Below are 20,402 nucleotides of genomic sequence, written 5' to 3' on the forward strand. Positions count from 1 at the left end.
CCTTTTCAAAAATAGTATAAAAACTTGATTTAAGCACGTTTGGATGGAGTTATTACGGGTTAACAGTGTAATTATTCTATATTTGTAAATAAGCTCTTTCGTGTGGCACTTAAGAATATAAATAAATTAAAGTATCGACGAGGCATCTTCTCGGTTAATGAGATTTTTTTAATTTCTTCAGAAGAGGTTAGCGATGATATTAACTACTTTATTCAGGTGCCTGAAAACACGCAAAATAACTTAAGCGAGTTTTATACTTTACTGATTAATCTTGAACAAGCCGAAAATGATATTTGGGAAGCCATTTATCATAGGACTAGAGACGAAATAAATTCATTTCTGAAAAATCAAAATTTCGAATATGACTTTATCTTTCCGGTATCGGTAGATGCCATGCCGCAATATATTAAATTGTATGACGACTTTGCGGAACACAAAGCCATTCGTAAAGCCGAAGCCTTCCGGTTAAAGGCTTATTGCGAGCAAGGATTGATGGCAGTTTCTTACATCCGTCAGGGCGATAATTATTTGTGCGTTAATTTTTATCGAATAACTAAACAAAGAGCTTCTAATTTGTATTCGTTTCACTTAAAGCATAAAAATAAGGGAGAAGCATCAAGCTCGCATTATGGCAGGGCTCATCGTGCACTTCATTGGCTGGATATAAAAGAATGTAAGAAGCTTGGAGCTGAGGTGTATGATTTTTGTGGTTGGTATAATGGCAATTCCGACACACATTTACTGGGAATTAATAAATTCAAGGAGCAGTTTGGCGGCTATAAGGTGAAGGAGTATAGCGGCGTTATATATAAGAATGTATTTCTTCGTTTTTTAAAGAGATTATTTCATGCAGGATAATTTGGAGACATACAACTCAACTCATGTTGTACATTGGTACGATGGCTTTTCGGGCTTGATGCCTGTAGAGAAGTCTATTTTTGAAAGGCATTTTAAAAGTGACAAGTGTGGCAATTTACTTGATATCGGAATCGGTGCGGGGCGAACTACAGCGCATCTTTTAAATTACTGCAAACAATATGTGGGAATCGATTATTCAGAAAATCTTATTCAAAAAGCCAAGTTAAAATTCGTTGAGCTTGATTTAAGATGCATGAATGCGGTGGATTTAGGAACTTTTAGTGAAGGCTCGTTCGACTTTGTTAATTTTTCGTTTAATGGTATAGATTACGCGTCGTTAGACGATAGAGCAAAAATTTTATCTGAGATAAACAGGGTGTTAAAACCGGGAGGTGTTTTCTTTTTCTCAACACATAATAAAAACGCGCATAATTTTAATCTCTCTCCGTGGCTGAATTCTAAAAATAGTGCGTGGATTAATTTAAAGACTTTTTTGAAATTACTTCCTTATATGCGTAGGCATTTTAAAAAGCGAAAATTTGAAATATACGAAAAGGAGTATGCCGTAATTAATAATTGCGCGCATAATTATGGGTTAATGACATTTCACAGTACGCCTGAATTTGTAAAGAAGCAATTGGATAAGCAGGGCTTTGATGGCGTTGAATTTTATAACTTAGCAGGTGAAAGAACGGATGATAGCTCTACAGACGAGTGGTTGTTTGTGGTTTGTAAAAAGACTATTAGCGCTTAAAGATTCTATGAAACCCGTTGATTAGCATAAAGACTTCTTCGGCACTATTTTGATGAATATAAAAGCGATTGAGATCAAAAAGTTGTTCAGGGTCGTTTTTTAATTTATCTAAGTAAACAAAATCGTTGATATTGGTGAAACACATTTTATAATAACGTTTCATTTTATTGAAGGATAATTCGTTGTATTCTGCAAAGGGGAAAGCAAATGCGCTTACAGATTTATTTAATTCTCTTTCTATTACTTCTTTCGACTCCTTCAATTCAAGATCAATAAAGTTTTCATCTGTCTCTACTTTAAAACTAGGATGCGAAAAGCTATGTGATTCTACCTGCGTAAGATTTGGATTTAAGGCACGAAGTTCATCAAACGAAAGTAGTTCGTTTTCTATCACGCGAGTATCCTCAATGAATTTCTGACGTAAAGCGTTAATTATAACTACACGATCTTTAGCTTGTAATTTGCATAATTTTCTTGTAATAGAATGGTTTAGTTTAAAATAGTTATTTGAATAATCTTCAATTTGTACTTTATGATTTTTAAAAAATAATTCTATTTCTTCAAAAGGATAGTGTTTTATGAAAAAGCTGATTGCTGAAGTCCAAATATGACCCTTGTTCGAAATCTGATAAGGCAGAACAAATAACGCAGATGGGACTTGATGCCTTTTCAAAATTGGATAGGCATAATCGAGATAATCTTTATATCCATCATCAAAAGTAATAAAACAAGCATCCTTTAATTCTTCCGGTTTTTTAGTTAGCAAATCGGAAATAGGGCGAATGGTGTAGCGTTTTTTTAAGCGGAGCAATATTTTTTCAAACAAGTCGGGATGAATGCCGGGCCACGTAGCATCATATTCCGGAATGATTTTGTGGAATACCAAGACAGGTATTCTATTTTTTGACCGGTTATAAAGAAGTAATAGACGACCAACCCCAAATAAACAGAGTAATTTAAATATAGCATTTCGCCATGAACTCATGGCTCACAATATAATAAAAAAATTTTAAAAACAAAGGGAGGTAGCCACCCTTTAACACTAAAGTTGTTTGAAATTACTGTCCGAGTAATTTTTTTACTGTTTTCACATATTCATTATGGTGTGTGATGTAGCTGGCAAATTTATAATGAGAAACAGGTTTTTCTTTCATCCACTTATCGAATGTCTCTTCGCTCAGCCCAAGTTTTTTTAGCACGTAATTTTTATCTTCTAAGGTTTGTGGAATATCCCAAATGTTTGTTTTCATTTCTTGAAGAGCGTCTTCACGGGTAATTTGTCCAGAGCAAACCAAAGAAGAGAGATGCGCCTTTCGTTTATCAACATTAAACTTAACCGGAAGAATATAATTTTGATAGAAGCGGGTAAAAATAGATTCGTTATGTTTTCCGCCATAGTTTTTCCAATCCAATTTTTCCGCTAAAATTTTTTGAGCATCCATCTTGTTATAGTCCAGGTAATCCAGCAAGGCGATTACTTTTGTTTTTCTGAATTTTGCATGGTAGTATTGTTCGGCATAACTCAGGTAAGGAAATGTCTTTATTTTACGTCTGCCGTACTTTTTATGAATGGATTTAATATTCAGCGAATCAAGTTTAAAGTGATACCAGCTGGTTGGTAAAATAAATTCTGTTGACGTGTTGTGACCTGTGAAAATATATTTCGTGTTATATTTTACGGAAGTTTTATAAAGCAAACCAATAATGGCTAAATCGGTGATTAGCTCTACATCAATTACGCCAGCGTGTAAAAACGAAATTTGTAAGTCCTTAAATTCCTCCCAATCAATGACACTTGTATATAAATCAACATTTAATTTTTTAAGCAGCACCTCAATATTCTGACTAGCCGTTTCGCTATTCCAGCCATTATCGAAGTGAACAGCAAGCGGTCTTAGTCCTAATTCAACAAGTTTATAAACTAAATAAGCGCTATCAGTTCCTCCGCTGATGCCCACAATGCAATCGTATTTTTTACCCGCACCCTCTAATTTTATTTTTTCAATGGTCGGTTTTATTTTTTCAAGTGTATATTCATGAAGAGTAGATTCCTTCTGAACATAACTAAAATAATCGTTACAATAATTACAATGGCCTTCTTTATCAAAAAATATTTCAGGATCATTAGAGTTATCCATAATGCACCGGGAACATTGGTTATAGAAGAAAGGTAAATTTTTACGTATTTGCGCTGAGGAAAAGTACCGTGAGTTTTGTGCCGCTTTGTCTTTCCATTCTTTTAATAGAGCAGGCGAATCAAGTAACTTTTGCAAGATTGAGATTAGTTCATTTGCATGTGTATAATTAAACACGGAGCCCCTTAAATTTTCAGGGATGGTAAGGCTTGATGGTAATAAACCCGGCAACTCAAAACTCATCATATCATGTATAGCTGCTGTAGGCTTGGTTTTTCCTATATATTCTGTTGTACCGAGCGCTTTAAATTCAATGGTGGATGTTGATAGGACAATATCCGAGGTTTCCATTTCTTTTAAAAACATTTCAGGTACAATTTCCTTATCATTTCCAAAATAAGTAGCAATTCCAGGGTGAATAGCATTTGCCTCTTCTAGTTGACTGATCACCCATTTGCCATAATCTTCTAAAGCCTTCCCTGCAAAGGAAAATGTAATATTTGCTTTCTTTTTCGCGAAGTGCTTTATAACTTCGATTGCATTTTCGTAACGTCTTCTGTCTTTATGGATACTTCCGGGCAAAACTACTTTTAAAGTGTTATCGGATTTGGAATATTTCCTTACTTGCTTTTCATTAAAAATGGTAAATGGAATGTAAAGAAAGCGATACTTGCTGTACTTTTCTGAAGCTTCATTTTTAACGTAATTATAAATGAAATCTTCAACAGCAATATAGTCGAAGCTATTTACAATTTCTTGTTTTAATTTTCTTTCTTTAAAAGAATGTGGAGTTCTGTATCTAGCGTCTAACCAAAAATTAAGATTATGAATAGTAATTACTTTTTTGCAAGTAATGTTTTTCGAAATCTTTAATACTGCCTCAAACCCGTCAAAAACCGGACTCAACATCAGCACATCCATGTTTTTCTCATTACAGATACTTATAATTTCATCAGCCCCTTTTTCTAAACTATCGATAACATGAAACGTACCCTTACATAATTCGGGTTGATATTGATGCATTTCTTTTTTTATACTTTCTGTAACAAAAAAGTAGATTTCATTGCCTTCAAAAACGGCCGACTGCGTAAGACCGTATTGAAAATGATCTGTTTCTATGATGGCAACTTTCATTTAGTTCTGGAGGATAGTAGGTGTATAACCTGACGAACATCGCCCGGTAACGGTATAAATAAATTGAGCGTTCTTTTTTTAGTGTGATTAATCACAAATAAATATGTTACTACAAATATAGCGAAGTAACTCAATGTTGTTGCAATAGCAGCCCCATAGATTCCAAGTTGTGGAATTAACCATAAGTCGAGTATTAATGTAAATATTAAGCCAATAGAACAGGCAGTTATATTATAAATGTTACGGTTGGATGAAACAACATATATAGAGAATACCTGTGTAATACAGGAAAATAACATGCCCGGCAAGATAACCTGAAAAGGTATCACAGTACTTTCAAATTCAGAGCCATACATAAATGGAATTATCCATGCCGAAAGCAAATACCCTATAAATGTAATCAGGAAGAATAAGGCAAAACACAAACGGCTTACTTTGATAAAGGTTTCCGTTCTTTCAGTCTCGCTTTTACCGGAAAGGTTGGGAAGCATAACAGACGCTATTGTAACCGCCAAAAATAAAATGATTTGATTAATATTGGCAGCAAGTGAGTAATAACTAAGCTCTTTATCATTCAAATAATGATTTACAATCCACAAATCGAGGCGGTAATTAAAAAAATTAATAAACATGCCTATATAAATGGAGGTGTTATAACTTATGAATGTTTTAAATTGATTTTTAAAATCAAAATTAAAATCAGGTTTAAGAGCAATGTTTCTACTATAATTATATAACCATAAAAGTGAGTTAATCAACAATACGGATATTGTTATGCCTAGGATTGTATTAAACCTTTCAATTGCAGATTTCGTTTCAGATTCGAACATAAAGAACAAAGATGTGAAGGCTAACACGTTAATGATACTATTCGTTAATGCTATAAAGTTGATTGTGTTGAATTTGGAATGTGCCTGGAAAACAGCACCAAGTATGCTGTTAAGAAAGGATAATAGAAACATTATAAACAAAGCCATTAAATAAACAGGTGAGGTATAGCCTTCCGGTAGAAAAAAACTACCCGCATCAGTTAAACTACTTATGATAAGAAGGCCAATTAATAATAATGAGCATACACCAAAAACCGATATCGCCATGCCTATAACATACCTCTCATTAATTTTTTTCGATGAAATGAAATAAACAATACCTGTTTGTATGCCCAGTGAAAAAACCAAAACAAATAGCTGAGCGTTGGCCTGAAAAAGTGAAAACACACCCTTGCCTTCATCGCCTAAAATTCGTGTAGAAAAAACCCCACTTAGTACGCCCAAAATAAACACAGGAACTTGCGTTAGGACGGATGAGATAAGATGTTTACTTAGCATAGAGTGCTATACATACCAAATCTACAAAAATATTTGTGCATTCCCTCAGGCTTCAACTTTAATTTCTTTTTTTAAATTTGTTTAGTACTAAATTCAATTTTATGGCAAAATCGTTGGTAACCGGGGGTGCAGGTTTTATTGGGGCACACGTAACGAATTCCCTACTTAAAATGGGTCATCAGGTAGTTGTACTCGACGACCTAAGCGGTGGGTTTGAGGAAAACGTGAATCCAAAGGCTAAATTTATTAAAGGCTCTATCAACGATAATCCACTGCTCGAAAAGTTGTTTGCCGAGGAAAAATTCGATTATGTGTACCATTTGGCGGCCTATGCTGCCGAGGGATTAAGTCATTTTATCAAAAGGTTTAACTATAACAATAACGTACTGGGAAGCATTAACCTCATTAATCAAGCGGTTCTTCATAAAATCAAATGCTTTGTTTTTACTTCTTCTATTGCTGTTTATGGGAAGGGACAATTACCAATGCGAGAGGATATGGTGCCGATGCCGGAAGATCCTTATGGTATTGCAAAATATTCGGTGGAGATGGATTTAAAGGTAACTCACGAAATGTTTGGTTTGAATTATGTTATTTTCCGTCCGCACAATGTATATGGCGAATATCAAAACCTGGGCGACCGCTACCGCAACGTAGTAGGCATTTTCATGAATCAATTAATGCAGGGAAAACCATTAACAATATTTGGAGATGGAAGTCAAACCCGTGCCTTTAGTTACATCGATGATGTAGCGCCACATATCGCAAAGTGCGTTGAAATTAAAGAGGCCTACAACGAGGTTTTTAATATTGGAGGAGATGTAGATTATTCCGTGAAGCAATTGGCCGAGGAAGTTACTAAGGCAATGAATCTTAGTCAGCCAATCCGTTTTTTAGAAGCACGTAATGAAGTGCAACATGCTTATTCTGATCACTCAAAAAGTAAAAAAGTGTTCGGCATTAACGACAAAGATTTTGTTTCATTAAGTAACGGTCTGCAAAAAATGGCAGCCTGGGCTAAAAAAACCGGCATCAAAAAGAGTAAAAAGTTCGACAACATTGAAATAACCGAAAAGTTACCTAAGATTTGGTTGGAGGATTAAATCGAAATGGAATTAGTCTTTGTAACCGCCAACGCTCACAAGGCTGCCGAAGTTCAGAAGGTAGTCAGTACAGCGATAAAAATAGTTAGTTTAAAAGACATCAATTGCAATGATGATATTGAGGAAACAGCCACTACCTTCCAAGGTAACGCCCTCCTAAAAGCAAAGCACGTCTATAACAAATACAACAAAAATTGTTTTGCCGATGACTCCGGTCTTGAAGTCGAAGCGCTTAACAATGAACCGGGTGTTTTTTCAGCGCGCTATGCAGGCGTACCAAAAAGTGATGAAAAAAACACCGCAAAGCTCTTAAAAAATCTGGAAGGCATTGAAAATCGTAAAGCCCGCTTCAGAACGGTTATCGCTTTAATTTTGGATGGTAAAGAATATTTGTTTGAGGGAATAATTGAGGGCACGATTGCACAACAACCCATAGGGACTAATGGTTTTGGCTACGATCCCGTCTTCATTCCCGCAGGTTATACCAAAACTTTTGCCCAAATGACAGCCGAGGAAAAAAATCAAATTTCGCACCGGGCTATTGCGGTTTCAAAAATGAATGAATTTTTGAAAGCTCAGAATAAATCGTAAATTGTAGGTAAAACAACAATGAAAAAATTCCTCATCTATTTTTGTTTTATTTATGAGTTTGCCATCTCGCAATGTGTTCAACCCGTAAATTTTCAATTGCAAAAGGATATCCCTATGACTTTTCCAACATTGCAAATTAACCTAACGGCCAGACGAGACACCGCAGCATTAAAGCCGTTTCTATATGTATGCGCGAAGGGAAGTGGATTGATAATTTACAATATTAGTACAGTTACTTCTCCAACTTTGGTTGCAACAATTGGCATTTCTTCATTGCAAAATTTGCATGTCATGAATTGTACGCAGAGTGGGAATTATTTATATCTAGCCTTGGGTGATCATTTTAGTGCAACGGCGCAAAAATCAGGAATGGCAATTGTTAATATTAGTAATCCTGCGTCACCAACCGTAACCTCTACCTATACCTATAACGCAACAAGTGGTGCAGGTCATGTCGCCATTGAAGGTAATTACGCTTACTTATCTGCGATGCAAAATGGAGTAATTGTACTTGATATCAGCAATAAATCTAACATTGCTTTTGTTTCGGTATTTAAACCAAGTGTTCATTTTCCAAAACCAAATCCCAACGGCTCGGAACTACTCAAAATTAATGCGCGGCAAATTGTTGCTAAAAGCAATGTTCTTTACTTAAGTTATGACGCAGGAGGTGTTCGTGTGATTGATGCAACGAACAAGTTATCTTTGAAAGAAACCGGTAAGTATTCAAATCCGGCCATCATTAACAAAGCACGCGCATACAATAATCTAATCTTGAATGATACGCTGGTTTATGTTGCTGCAGATTATTGCGGCATGGAAATTCTTAATGTAAAAGATACCTCAAATATTACACAAATAGGATGGTGGAATCCATGGAAGTGCGAAACTTCTTCTAATAACTGGGTCAATAGCATTGGACATACCAACGAAATTGAATTTGACAACAATTGTAATTTGGTTTTCATGAGCGCGGGAAGAAGTGACCTGTTTGCCGTTAATGTTTCAAATCCTTCCTTGCCTGATTCATGTTCAAGATTCGGAATACCAACAGATAGTCTTGGAAGTTGGGGAATTGGAAGGTATAAAAATCAGATCTATGTATCTTACCTAATAACGGGAATTCCCTTTTATGCCAATTGGGGAGGCACCAAAATAATTACTTATAACAACAATTGTACGGTTGGAATCAGCGAATTGGAAAATGATGGGAAGGGTGCACTGTATCCAAACCCTGTATCAAATGAACTTTTTATAAAATCACAATGGTTTGTACAGCAAGGTTCATTTCAGTATAAAGTGATGAATGCGGTAGGTCAAATTTGCATGACAGGTATAGTAGACAAATCCATTGATGTGAGTGCATTACCTTCCGGAATTTACATTATTGAGATTAATGTTAAGGGTAATTGTTTCCATCAAAGGTTTGTAAAGGACTAAATTGTTAATTAGTCCGTTAATTACTTCTTTTCTCGTACCCAAAAATCCAGCATTTAAAACTTGAAATTTAATGAGGCAGAATTATGCCCTTAATACGCTATTGAACTTATGTCAAAATTAAAAGTCGGAATTATTTTTGGTGGTCGCTCTAAAGAACGTGAAATCTCTTTTGCCGGCGGCCGTACTGTTTACGATAACTTGAACAAATCTATTTTTGAAGCGATTCCTTTATTTGTAGATTCATTCGGAAATTTTGTATTACTCGATTGGCAATTTGTTTACAAGGGTACTGTTCGTGATTTCTATCCGCCGGTTGAATTTTTACCGGCTAACAATTCAGAGTTTCAATTTTACGCAGAGAATTTGGGAAATCTCTCGGTGGCACAACAAGACGAATTGATTTCTAAAATTGGTAAGAAAGTAAAAGTGGATGAACTCAAGTCCTTAATTGATTTTGCGTTTTTATGTTTGCATGGTCCTTATGGCGAGGATGGCCGCATACAAGGTTTATTCGAATATTTAAGTATTCCTTATTCAGGCTCCGGCATTTTACCTTCAGCTATTGGCATTGATAAATCCGTGCAAAAAAAGCTGATGGTGCAAGCCGGATTTAATTCTCCTTCATTTTTTACAATTGATAGAAATGCGTGGATAAAGGGCGAGTGTAAAGGCGTGTGGGATAAGGCTAAAAAAGAGATTGGTTTCCCAATGGTAATTAAGCCTGCTAATCAAGGATCATCCATTGGCGTGACCATTTTAATGAAGGATAATGAAGTGGAATTTATGTCGGCCGTTGAAAAGGCGTTATTTACAAAATGGATCGACGCAACAGAATGGAATAAATTAAATGAGCGTGAGAAGATAGATTTTGTACGGCATTTAACGGATATCCGTGAAGGCATTGGATTACCAATATCAATTGATAATGAAGAGTTAGTTTATGACCCAAATACTTTAATTGAAAGCCTGAATAAACATTTAAAATCAAAAGAAGGTTGTGTACTGGAAAGTTTAGATGGCGAAAGCACAGTTTTAGTTGAAGGGTTCATTGATGGAAAGGAATTTAGTTGCATTGTTTTGGAAGATGAAAATGAAAAAGCAATCGCGCTTCCACCTACCGAAATACGAAAAGGTAAAGAGCTATTTGATTACCGCAGTAAATACATGCCGGGACTTTCGCGCAAGATTACACCAATTGATTTGCCGGATGAGCAAATCAATGCCATTCGAAAAGAGTGCGAAAAGTTGTTTTACGCCCTTAATTTCGATGTATACGCACGTATTGATGGTTTTTTAAGTAAGGATGGGAAAATATTTTTGAATGATCCGAATACAACTTCAGGCATGATGCCTTCCTCTTTTTTCTTTCATCAGGCAGCGGAAATCGGATTGAATCCTTCGCAGTTTTTAACTTATATAATACGGACTTCGCTGGCAAAGCGCATTAAAAATTCAAAAGGTGCAAGAATCTATGATGCACACTTAAAGCAGCTAGATCAAAGCATTAAGAATGAAAAATCGGCAGGAAGTAATAAAGTAAAAGTAGCAGTTATCTTAGGTGGTTATTCTTCCGAACGACATATTTCTGTAGAGAGCGGACGAAACATTTATGAGAAGTTGGCTTCTTCAGAGAAGTATGCGCCAATTCCTGTTTTCTTAACAGGTGATCATGATAATCACCTCATGTATAAATTGCCGATTAATTTATTGTTGAAGGATAATGCAGATGATATCAAAGAGAAAATAAACAACTATAAGGTTCATCCTATCATCAATCAGATTATAAAAGAATGTAATACCGTAACTGAAAAATATTCTTCTGCTTCCAATTTAGAAGCCCCGCAATTGCTAACCTATTCTGATTTGGCGAAGCAAGTGAAGCAGGTATTTATTGCTTTACATGGTCGTCCGGGTGAAGATGGTTCTGTTCAGGAAAAACTAGAGGCTGTTGGTTTAACGTATAACGGTTCTGATAAGAGCAGTTCTGAAATTACCATCGATAAATACCGTACCAATGAGATTTTGATGAAGAATGGTTTTTTGGTTGCAAAACATATGCTCATTACGGCGGATGATTGGAAGAAAAATAAGGAGAATTTGAAAACTGTATTAGCCAATGATTACAAATATCCATTTATTGCAAAACCGGTTGATGACGGATGTAGCAGTGCAGTGAAAAAAATAAAATCCTTCGAAGAATTTGAAGCATTTGCAACATTAATGTTTCGCGCAAGCGAAGATTTGGATTTAAAAGCCGCAGAGACATTACACATTAAACCAAAAGAAGAGTTTCCAATCAAAACCGTTATTTTGGTGGAAGAACTGATTTCAAAAAATGGCGCCAAGCACTTTTTAGAAATTACCGGAGGCATGCTTACTAAGTTTAATGCTAAAGGAGAATTAGAATACGAAGTTTTTGAAGCATCGGAAGCCTTAGCGGAAGGAGACATTTTAAGTTTGGAAGAAAAGTTTTTAGCGGGACAAGGACAAAACATTACACCGGCTCGTTATGCCAAGGATGTTAAAGAAAGACAGCTGATTTCCGATCAGGTAAAGCAAGCTTTAGGTGGTGCTGCTAAAGCATTAAACGTGCAAGGTTATTGTCGTATCGATGCGTTTGTAAGAGTGTTTGATGGTCCGCGTGCTGAAGTTATTTTTATAGAAGTAAATTCATTACCGGGTATGACACCTGCCACTTGTATTTATCATCAGGCAGCCATCAATCAGTATAAACCTTACGAGTTTATTGATAGAATATTGGATTTCGGACAAAAGCGTTTTGCGAAGGCGTAATTGATTTTGTATATTTGATAGACATGAGAATGCTATCACTTATATATGTATTGCTTCTTTCTCTTAATGTTGTTTCGCAGGATCCACTTTTCTTTAACACCAATCAATCATTAATTTATACAAATCCTTCCTTTGCTGGAACAAATGGATTGATAAGAAACCAATTCTTATATAGGAATCAATGGCCAACACTTTCAGCTAATTATATTACGTATTACAACGCCACCGACGTTTTTATAAAAAAGTCAAAAAGTGGATTGGCTTTTATTTATTTGCATGATGATATTAATGATGGACTTTTTAAGCGCGATGAATTTCATTTGGTTTATGCTCAACACATCCATTTATTTAATGGAAAGGGAAAATTAATTCCTTCTATTCAGTTAGGTTATTTTACACGAACATTGGATCGTACTAAATTAAACTTTGGTGATTGGATCGAATCAGGGGTGATAACTCCATTAACTGGTTTACCACCTATTGCGCGTAAATCCAATATGGACTTTTCTGCAGGATTGTTATTTTACTATAGGCATTTCTATGTCGGGTTTTCTGCTTTTCATTTTACACAACCCGATGAAGGATTTCTCGGTGTAAGTAAGTTACCGGTTCGTTTCTCCGGTTACCTTTCTTATAATTTATATTTTAATGATAAGAATATTTTTCAGGCGCAGCTTAACTATCAAAATCAAAATAATGCTAATGTATTAATAGTAGGGGGTAATTTTTTATTGTTTAACTCGTGGTTGCTAGGCGCCGCGTATAAAAATTTGGATGGAATTGTATTACGAAGTGGTTACAGACAAAAATATTTTTCATTGCAATTGGGTTATGATGTTGTTGTGAGTAAATTATCAGGAAATACAGCCGGCTCTTGGGAACTATCAGCATCTTTTAATCTCCGAAATAAGGAGGAAAGAGGCCAACTCCTTGACATGGAAAGGTGGTAAAACTCCATTTTGTATGCATATTCATCGAGCCTAATAGCGATTCATCTAAAAGTTGAAGAAAAGCGAAATGAACAATTCATTCTTATTCATTAACTTTTAAAACTATGATAGTCAATACTTTATGTATTTTATTAAATCTCAATTAACTGTATTTTAACAAGTTAAAAACAGCTTTTTCACTGTTTTTCATCGTTTTGAGTCCAATCCTTCGTCTAAATGCATGAGTTATTAACAATTTCCTGCCGTATCTTTGTTGATAAGTCAAAAAAGCCATGTTTGAGATTCTAAAAAACTTCGAGAGTAAGTACAACACTTTAAAGAAAAAAGGTTTGCGTATTGAAGGTTTATCAATGATTGATCCTAAGCGTAAAAAGCATGTGATCATGATTTCAAAACCATTTTTATTTGATAACCGTCAATTACCAAAAATTTACGAAGGTTTAGAAATCAAATCTAAAATTGAAGGTGGTTTACCGGAAGAATTTAAATTCGATAAGGAAGCTGCAAAGAAAGAATATTTGTGGGCACCCGCAAAATTTGAAAAGTATGTTGATCGTTGCTCGGATGAAATCCGCAAGCAATTCGGCAATCCAAATATGTCACGTCAGGAAATGCTAGATGCTTTGGCATTCGGTAATTTCGAAGAACATAAAAAGAAAAGTTTACAGTTAATGAAAGAAGGTAAAATTCCTCCTTTCAAATTAAACTAAGGAGTAAGCAGATTGTTATAATTAAGGGTTAAGCAATTTTGCTTTGGTTCAAAAAGTCCTCTGAGAAATCGGAGGATTTTTTGTTTTTATACCTTTCATTGAGCGAATACAGCCTAAGATTTATTCTGCAACCGTTATCTACACTTATTTAGATTTAATTTTATAGAATGAGAAAAGTAATTTATCTGTTTATATCATTTTCTTTTTGCCTGAACTTATTAGCTCAAACAAAGAAAAAAGTTTTATTTATTGGAAACAGTTATACCTACGTCAATAATTTACCACAGTTAGTTGCCGATATAGCTCTCTCAAAATCCGATACTGTTATTTATGATTCCAATACGCCCGGTGGTTATACGTTCAACATGCACTCACAAGACGCAACTACTCTGCAAAAAATAAAATCTCAGCAGTGGGATGTTGTCATTCTTCAAGCGCAAAGTCAAGAACCTTCTTTTTCTCAATCACAAGTGATGAGTCAAACGTATCCTTTTGCCAAAAGATTATGCGATAGTATTCGCGCCAATAACCCGTGTACTGAAATCATGTTTTATATGACCTGGGGACGGAAAAACGGAGATGCTTCAAATTGCGCGAGCTACGCACCGGTGTGCACTTACATTGGTATGCAAGCGCGATTACGCGAAAGCTATATGATGTTTAGCGATAGTTTTAAAACTTCAGTTGCACCGGTTGGTGTTGCGTGGAAAAATTTCAGAAACAGTTATCCAACCATCGATTTATATCAACCGGATGAAAGTCACCCGAGTTTACACGGCTCTTATTTGGCCGCTTGTGTTTTTTATTCTTCTATATTCAAGAAAACATGTGTTGGATCTACATACAATCCTTCATTGCCTTCAACTGATGTGACCAATATTCAAACTATTTCATCTCAAACTGTTTTAGACAGTGTGAGTGTTTGGAATTTGGGCTCCAATTTTCCGACTGCTAATTTTTCCTATTCAATTACTTCAGCCTTTAATTGCCAGTTCACTAATCAATCTAAAAATTCGAATAGTTTTAGCTGGTCTTTTGGGAGTAATTTGAAACACCCCACTTACAATTTTCCGGGTGCCGGCACCTACACTGTGCAGTTAAAATCAACAAATCAGTGCAAATCCGATAGTATAATCAAGACTGTTTCATTGACAGGCATATCGGAATTAGGTCTTAACGAAACTTTTAGCATCCGAACCCATAAAAAAACACTTGAAATAAGTAATCTCAACCCAACGCAAGCTCTTTATGTTACGTTAAGTTCTATGGAGGGGAAGCAATTAGTCGATGAAAAAGCAATTGGTGAGCGCGAATTATTTGATTTTAGTACGTTTTCTGAAGGAATTTATATCGTTAACTTAAAATCCGGCGAACGCTATTTTTCCAGGAAAATCGTATTGACTGACGAGTAGTTTATAGAGGTAATTCGATTAGTTTTTAGTATATTAGTCTCTTATAAATCAGATTAGTTCTCAATGAAAAAATCGAGTACTTTAAGTTTAGTTTTTTTATTCTTATCCTTTGTTGCGTTCTCGCAACGCGGAAAAGATGGCGCAGGTAATATAACTGTTGCTAATACCATCGTCAATATTTATACACCTCTCACCGCCAACGCTAATGTTGGAAATACTACTATTTCGGTAGGAAGTACCGCAGGCTACGCTGTTGGTGATTTGATCATAATTATTCAAATGCAAGGTGCAAGTGTTAACACAACAAATGGCGGCGCAACTCCTCCTTGGTTTGACGCCAGCAGTTCTGTGCCTGCAGACACTTCATCCGGATACATTACTAATTATAATAATTGCGGTAATCATGAATTTGCTCAAATCAATTCTATTCTCAGCGGCACGTCTTTTAGTCTCGATTGCGGCTTAAGATTTAATTATACTCAAACCGGTCGTTGTCAAATTGTGCGCGTTCCGCGTTATACAACTTTAAACATTAGCGGAGCAGGTTACATTGGTGCAGCTGCTTGGAATGGTACTGTTGGAGCAATTGCTGTTGTTGAGGTTGAGTCGAATGCAACACTTTCCGCAACGCCATCATTTAGTGTTACAGGCCGTGGATTCAGAGGTGGTGTCGTAGAAAATCTTTCTACGCTTGCGGGTGCTGATAAATTCGGACATATATCGGGTGTAGAAGGTGCTTATAAAGGTGAAAGTATAGCGGGTGATACAGGTGTTTACCGACCACTCGCAAGTTTATATTGTCGCGGTGCCATGGCGAATGGAGGCGGAGGTGGCACTTCGCACAATGCAGGCGGTGGCGGTGGAGCTAACGGTGGAGTAGTTGCGGCATATAGAGCCTATGGTAATCCTGATCCAACTTGGGCTACTGCTTGGAATTTAGAATCTCCCGGATTTTCAACAGTCACATCTTCCGGTGGAGGAAGAGGTGGATATACGTTTTCATCAAATAATCAAAACCCAAATACTTCTCCTCCGGGTCCAGGTACAGGCTGGGGCGGTGATGGCCGAAGAAAAATGGGAGGCTTTGGTGGCCGACCGTTAGATTATTCAACAGGTAAACTATTTGTTGGTGGCGGTGGTGGTGCCGGTGATGCGAATGATGGATTTGGAACGCCTGCCGGTAATGGCGGAGGTATGGTTTATATTTTATGTTATGGAAATTTGAGTGGAGCAGGAACAATAGTTGCTGATGGTAGTAATGGTAATAATACGGCTACCGGTGGATTTTGTTCAGGTCGTGATGGCGCCGGAGGTGGCGGAGGTGGGGGAACCGTTATATTAAATGTAGTGGGAACAACCAACTTAACAGCGGCTACCGCAATTTTCGCAAGAGGCGGAGGTGGTGGAACCGTTAATTTTGGTGGTGGATGTACCAGTGCAGATGCTTATGGTCCGGGTGCCGGCGGAGGCGGAGGCTATGTTGGTGTTACCGGTACATTACCCGTTGTTGCAATTAATGGAGGTACTACCGGTATTGTAACGGGTAATCTAAGTCAGATACGCGTTAATTTTCCTCCTAACGGTGCAACACGGGGTGGAGCAGGATCAACAGGCACATTGGTAGCTGCGCGAACCATTACAGCTACACCTACCACAACTATTTGTGTTAATAATACAGCAACACTAACGGCCGGTACCACTACCACAGGAGTGACTATTAACTGGTATAATGTTGCAGCGGGAGGTTCTCCGATTGGAACAGGCTCACCTTTTGTAACACCAATTTTCGCAACGGCTGGAACTTACACTTTATATGCCGGATATTGTGATGGAGGAACGTATCGCGTGCCATCGGTAATTACAGTAATTACCGGCCCAACGCTAACAGTTAACAGTCCTTCTATTTGTGCGGGGCAATCAGCCACCTTAACTGCGAGTGGGGCTACAACTTATACATGGAATACCGGAGCAACTACTTCTTCTATTGTAGTTTCACCTACAGTGGCAACTACTTATACTATTAGTGGAACACTTGCTACTTGTGCTGCAACAAGAACTACGGATGTGGTAATACTAGCGGCTCCAAATTTAACGGCAACACCGGTAAGTATTTGTACAGGACAATCCGCTACGCTTACAGCAAGCGGAGCAACAACGTATACTTGGAATACCGGAGCAACAACAACTTCTATTGTTGTTTCGCCAACAGTTGCCACAAATTACACTGTTACCGGTAGTAATGGCTCTTGTACATCTACGTTAGTTACTTCAGTTACTACAAACAGTTTACCTAGTGTGACATCTACCACTGCTACCATTTGTTCAGGACAATCAGCTACCTTAACTGCGGGTGGGGCTACAAACTATACATGGAGTACAGGCGCAACGACTTCTTCCATTATTGTTTCTCCAACTATTACAACTAATTATACGGTGACGGGAAATAACGGTACCTGTTCCAACACTCGAACTACATCTGTAGTGATTGCACCGACACCAACAGTAACCGCAAGTTCGGCAACGATTTGTTCGGGTGCATCAACGGTTTTAACGGCAGGTGGAGCTACTTCCTATACATGGAGTACAGGACCAACCACATCAACCGTTTCACTTTCTCCAACAACAACAACAAATTACACAGTAACGGGAAGTAATGGTACTTGTGCAAATACTCGAACAACAAGTATCGTTGTGAATCCAAATCCAACGGTGAGTGTAAATTCTCCGACTGTTTGTAGCGGACAAACCACAACGTTAACAGCTAGTGGCGCATCCACCTACACGTGGAACCCCGGCGGATTAAGCGGCAGTTCGGTGACCGTTAGTCCGACTTCCAATCAATCATATACGATTACGGCGACAAGTTCTTTATCTTGCTTAGGAAATACGGTGACAACGGTTTCAGTTACAACTACTCCAACAGTTGCTGCAGCATCTACGACTATTTGTCCCGGTGGAACGGCAACTCTTACAGCGAGTGGCGCTACTACATATACATGGAATCCAGGTGGAAGTACCGGTTCAACCTTTACTGCTTCTCCTATTGTAAATACAACGTATACAGTAACAGGAGCCAATGGCAATTGTACGAATACACGCACCGTAAGTGTAAATATTGGTTCAGCGATTTCAATTGCAGTAAACAATCCAAGTATTTGTGCGGGACAAACAGCAACCTTAACAGCAAGTGGCGCAACAACGTATACTTGGTCAACAGGATCCAATTCATCAAGTATTACAGTTAATCCATCTTCAACTACAAGTTATACAATCGGCGGTTCAGTTGGTGCATGTAGTGGTGTTCAAACCTCTACAGTTACAGTGAGCCCTAATCCTACAGTAGCCGTTGCTAATGCTTCGTTGTGTTCCGGAAATACAGCAACACTTACAGCTAGTGGAGCCACAACGTATACATGGAACCCCGGTGGATTAAGCGGCAGTTCGGTGACCGTTAGTCCTACATCTACCCAATCTTATTCAATCACCGGAAGTAATGCTGCCGGTTGCACAAACACAACTTCAGCAACAGTTTCTGTTACCGCAACGCCAACCTTAAGCATTCCGTCTGTCACAATTTGTACCGGACAAACCGCAACATTATCAGCAAGTGGTGCAACCTCCTATACATGGAATCCGGGCGCAGGAACCGGCGCAACATTTACAGCAGCACCGGCTGCCAATACGACATATACAGTAAATGGAGCGAATGGTATCTGCGTTACAACATCAACAGTTGGAGTAACCGTAGGCGCTGCATTATCAGTGAGTATCAATAGTCCTACCATTTGTGCAGGACAATCCGTGACTTTAACAGCCACAAGCAGCGCTACCAGCTACACTTGGAATACAGGTGCGAATACATCCACCATTGTTGTTACACCAAGCACTACAACATCTTATTCTGTTAACGGAAGTGCCGGTGTTTGTAATGGTTCAGGTTCTACAACAGTGGTAGTTAATTCAGTTCCTTCCGTTTCTTTAGCAGGTGTTGCTATTTGTTCGGGACAATCTGCTACATTAACTGCAAGCGGAGCAACAACCTATACCTGGTTGCCTTCCGGCTCAAGCGGTTCTGTAATTGTCGTGAACCCGGGTACGAGTACAAATTACACTGTTATAGGAACTTCTAATGGATGTGATAATACCGCTAGTGCTGACGTAACCGTTACGCCAACACCAACACTAACGGTTAACAGCCCTACGATTTGCGGTGGTTCCGCCACATTAACAGCAAATGGTGCAACTAACTACACCTGGACACCGGGCGGATTGAATACATCATCGATACTGGTTACGCCAAGTGTTACGACAACTTATACTTTAGATGGCGCCAATGGAAATTGTTTGGCAAGTTTAACAACAACGGTAACCGTTAATTCAGCACCTGCATTTACCATGGAGGTCTTAAATCCAAATCCGTTCTGTCCAGGTTCATGTACAACTTTCTCGGTGACCAATGGCTATAATCCTGTAACTTTCGATTATGGTGATGCAACGGGTACATCTACAAATAGCGTACATTGTTATGCTGCCAGCGGAGTATACACTGTGAACGCAACAGGAACATTCAGCACAGGTTGTGTTTCATCAACAAATACTGTAATTACAATTTCATTTTTACCGGTAAATTCAGCAAGTTTTGATGTAGTAGGTACACAACACTCTCCAGGTTCCGTGGTTAGCATTACCAGTTATGGAAATTCCGGTAATTGGAATTTTGGAGACGGAACCACTGTTTCTAATGTCATTAATCCCACTCACATTTTCAATACCGGAGGAACTTATTGCATAAAAATGGTGACTCCAACCAATAGTGTAGGTTGTGCCGATTCACTAACGAAATGTATCGATGTTATTCAGCCCATCAGCATCAATATTCCAAATGTATTTACACCAAACGCTGATGGAATAAACGATGTGTTTAAGGCAAGTGGTACGGGGGTTTCAAGTTTCCATTGCACAATTTTAGATCGTTGGGGCTTAAGAATGTATGAATGGGATGGAATTGGCGGCGGTTGGGATGGTTATACAACAGCAGGGGTGGCAGCCCCTGCAGGCTCTTATTTCTATATTATAAAATACAGTACTATCGATGGAAAATCGGAGGAAATAAAGGGTTATGTGTCCTTGTTTAGATAAGTAGGAATTCAATCTCAATATTATTATAAGGTTAAAAAAAAGTATAAACGAGCTA

General features: G+C 37.7%; 13 protein-coding genes. 10 read left to right on the plus strand and 3 right to left on the minus strand.

The window, feature by feature from the left end; genetic code table 11:
* The first annotated feature begins 102 nt into the window (after nucleotides 1-102).
* Together J0L69_03215 and J0L69_03220 are read left to right on the plus strand one after the other, a co-directional pair.
* Nucleotides 103-858, plus strand: coding sequence for a peptidoglycan bridge formation glycyltransferase FemA/FemB family protein (locus J0L69_03215; protein MBN8692176.1), 756 nt, complete (start codon nucleotides 103-105; stop codon nucleotides 856-858).
* On the plus strand, nucleotides 848-1,612 hold the full coding sequence (locus tag J0L69_03220; protein MBN8692177.1) for a class I SAM-dependent methyltransferase: 765 nt from the start codon (nucleotides 848-850) through the stop codon (nucleotides 1,610-1,612). The genes J0L69_03215 and J0L69_03220 overlap by 11 nt, the downstream gene beginning before the upstream one ends.
* On the opposite strand, the gene J0L69_03225 is transcribed toward J0L69_03220, so the two are convergent.
* The 3 genes from J0L69_03225 to J0L69_03235 form a co-directional block, all read right to left on the minus strand.
* Nucleotides 1,602-2,498 carry a polysaccharide deacetylase family protein gene (locus J0L69_03225; protein ID MBN8692178.1) on the minus strand — a complete coding sequence of 299 codons (897 nt, stop codon included), beginning with the start codon at nucleotides 2,496-2,498 and terminating at the stop codon, nucleotides 1,602-1,604. The genes J0L69_03220 and J0L69_03225 overlap by 11 nt on opposite strands.
* A 172-nt stretch (nucleotides 2,499-2,670) precedes the next feature.
* The gene (locus J0L69_03230; GenBank protein ID MBN8692179.1) at nucleotides 2,671-4,881 is read right to left on the minus strand and encodes an N-acetyl sugar amidotransferase; all 2,211 of its coding nucleotides are present in this window, start codon (nucleotides 4,879-4,881) and stop codon (nucleotides 2,671-2,673) included.
* A complete protein-coding gene (locus tag J0L69_03235) occupies nucleotides 4,878-6,209 on the minus strand; it encodes an oligosaccharide flippase family protein (GenBank protein ID MBN8692180.1) in 1,332 nt (443 codons plus the stop codon). Before J0L69_03235 ends, J0L69_03230 begins: the two co-directional genes overlap by 4 nt.
* Nucleotides 6,210-6,310: 101 nt before the next feature.
* Between J0L69_03235 and J0L69_03240 the strand changes: the two genes are divergently transcribed.
* From J0L69_03240 to J0L69_03275, 8 genes are all read left to right on the plus strand, one after another.
* Nucleotides 6,311-7,312 carry an NAD-dependent epimerase/dehydratase family protein gene (locus tag J0L69_03240; protein MBN8692181.1) on the plus strand — a complete coding sequence of 334 codons (1,002 nt, stop codon included), beginning with the start codon at nucleotides 6,311-6,313 and terminating at the stop codon, nucleotides 7,310-7,312.
* Nucleotides 7,313-7,318: 6 nt separating this feature from the next.
* Nucleotides 7,319-7,903, plus strand: a complete 585-nt coding sequence (locus J0L69_03245; protein ID MBN8692182.1) for a non-canonical purine NTP diphosphatase — start codon at nucleotides 7,319-7,321, stop codon at nucleotides 7,901-7,903.
* 18 nt (nucleotides 7,904-7,921) lie between these two features.
* Nucleotides 7,922-9,343 carry a T9SS type A sorting domain-containing protein gene (locus J0L69_03250; protein ID MBN8692183.1) on the plus strand — a complete coding sequence of 474 codons (1,422 nt, stop codon included), beginning with the start codon at nucleotides 7,922-7,924 and terminating at the stop codon, nucleotides 9,341-9,343.
* Between the two features lie 108 nt (nucleotides 9,344-9,451).
* The gene (locus J0L69_03255) at nucleotides 9,452-12,136 is read left to right on the plus strand and encodes a D-alanine--D-alanine ligase (GenBank protein ID MBN8692184.1); all 2,685 of its coding nucleotides are present in this window, start codon (nucleotides 9,452-9,454) and stop codon (nucleotides 12,134-12,136) included.
* 29 nt (nucleotides 12,137-12,165) lie between these two features.
* The gene (locus J0L69_03260; GenBank protein ID MBN8692185.1) at nucleotides 12,166-13,086 is read left to right on the plus strand and encodes a PorP/SprF family type IX secretion system membrane protein; all 921 of its coding nucleotides are present in this window, start codon (nucleotides 12,166-12,168) and stop codon (nucleotides 13,084-13,086) included.
* Between the two features lie 272 nt (nucleotides 13,087-13,358).
* Nucleotides 13,359-13,796, plus strand: a complete 438-nt coding sequence (locus J0L69_03265) for a hypothetical protein (protein ID MBN8692186.1) — start codon at nucleotides 13,359-13,361, stop codon at nucleotides 13,794-13,796.
* Nucleotides 13,797-13,963: 167 nt separating this feature from the next.
* The gene (locus tag J0L69_03270) at nucleotides 13,964-15,208 is read left to right on the plus strand and encodes a DUF4886 domain-containing protein (protein MBN8692187.1); all 1,245 of its coding nucleotides are present in this window, start codon (nucleotides 13,964-13,966) and stop codon (nucleotides 15,206-15,208) included.
* A gap of 63 nt (nucleotides 15,209-15,271) precedes the next feature.
* A complete protein-coding gene (locus tag J0L69_03275) occupies nucleotides 15,272-20,347 on the plus strand; it encodes a gliding motility-associated C-terminal domain-containing protein (protein ID MBN8692188.1) in 5,076 nt (1,691 codons plus the stop codon).
* The last annotated feature ends 55 nt before the right edge of the window (nucleotides 20,348-20,402 follow it).

This window comes from Bacteroidota bacterium (assembly GCA_017303905.1).
In the GTDB taxonomy this organism is placed as follows: domain Bacteria; phylum Bacteroidota; class Bacteroidia; order B-17B0; family Aurantibacillaceae; genus JAHEYG01.

What these genes read in the sequence shown, in the direction of transcription:
- J0L69_03235 (MBN8692180.1), bottom strand. Translation starts at nt 6,209, where the DNA reads ATGCTAAGTAAACATCTTATCTCATCCGTCCTAACGCAAGTTCCTGTG.
- J0L69_03240 (MBN8692181.1), top strand. Translation starts at nt 6,311, where the DNA reads ATGGCAAAATCGTTGGTAACCGGGGGTGCAGGTTTTATTGGGGCACAC.
- J0L69_03255 (MBN8692184.1), top strand. Translation starts at nt 9,452, where the DNA reads ATGTCAAAATTAAAAGTCGGAATTATTTTTGGTGGTCGCTCTAAAGAA.
- J0L69_03275 (MBN8692188.1), top strand. Translation starts at nt 15,272, where the DNA reads ATGAAAAAATCGAGTACTTTAAGTTTAGTTTTTTTATTCTTATCCTTT.
- J0L69_03260 (MBN8692185.1), top strand. Translation starts at nt 12,166, where the DNA reads ATGCTATCACTTATATATGTATTGCTTCTTTCTCTTAATGTTGTTTCG.
- J0L69_03230 (MBN8692179.1), bottom strand. Translation starts at nt 4,881, where the DNA reads ATGAAAGTTGCCATCATAGAAACAGATCATTTTCAATACGGTCTTACG.
- J0L69_03270 (MBN8692187.1), top strand. Translation starts at nt 13,964, where the DNA reads ATGAGAAAAGTAATTTATCTGTTTATATCATTTTCTTTTTGCCTGAAC.
- J0L69_03250 (MBN8692183.1), top strand. Translation starts at nt 7,922, where the DNA reads ATGAAAAAATTCCTCATCTATTTTTGTTTTATTTATGAGTTTGCCATC.
- J0L69_03220 (MBN8692177.1), top strand. Translation starts at nt 848, where the DNA reads ATGCAGGATAATTTGGAGACATACAACTCAACTCATGTTGTACATTGG.
- J0L69_03265 (MBN8692186.1), top strand. Translation starts at nt 13,359, where the DNA reads ATGTTTGAGATTCTAAAAAACTTCGAGAGTAAGTACAACACTTTAAAG.
- J0L69_03245 (MBN8692182.1), top strand. Translation starts at nt 7,319, where the DNA reads ATGGAATTAGTCTTTGTAACCGCCAACGCTCACAAGGCTGCCGAAGTT.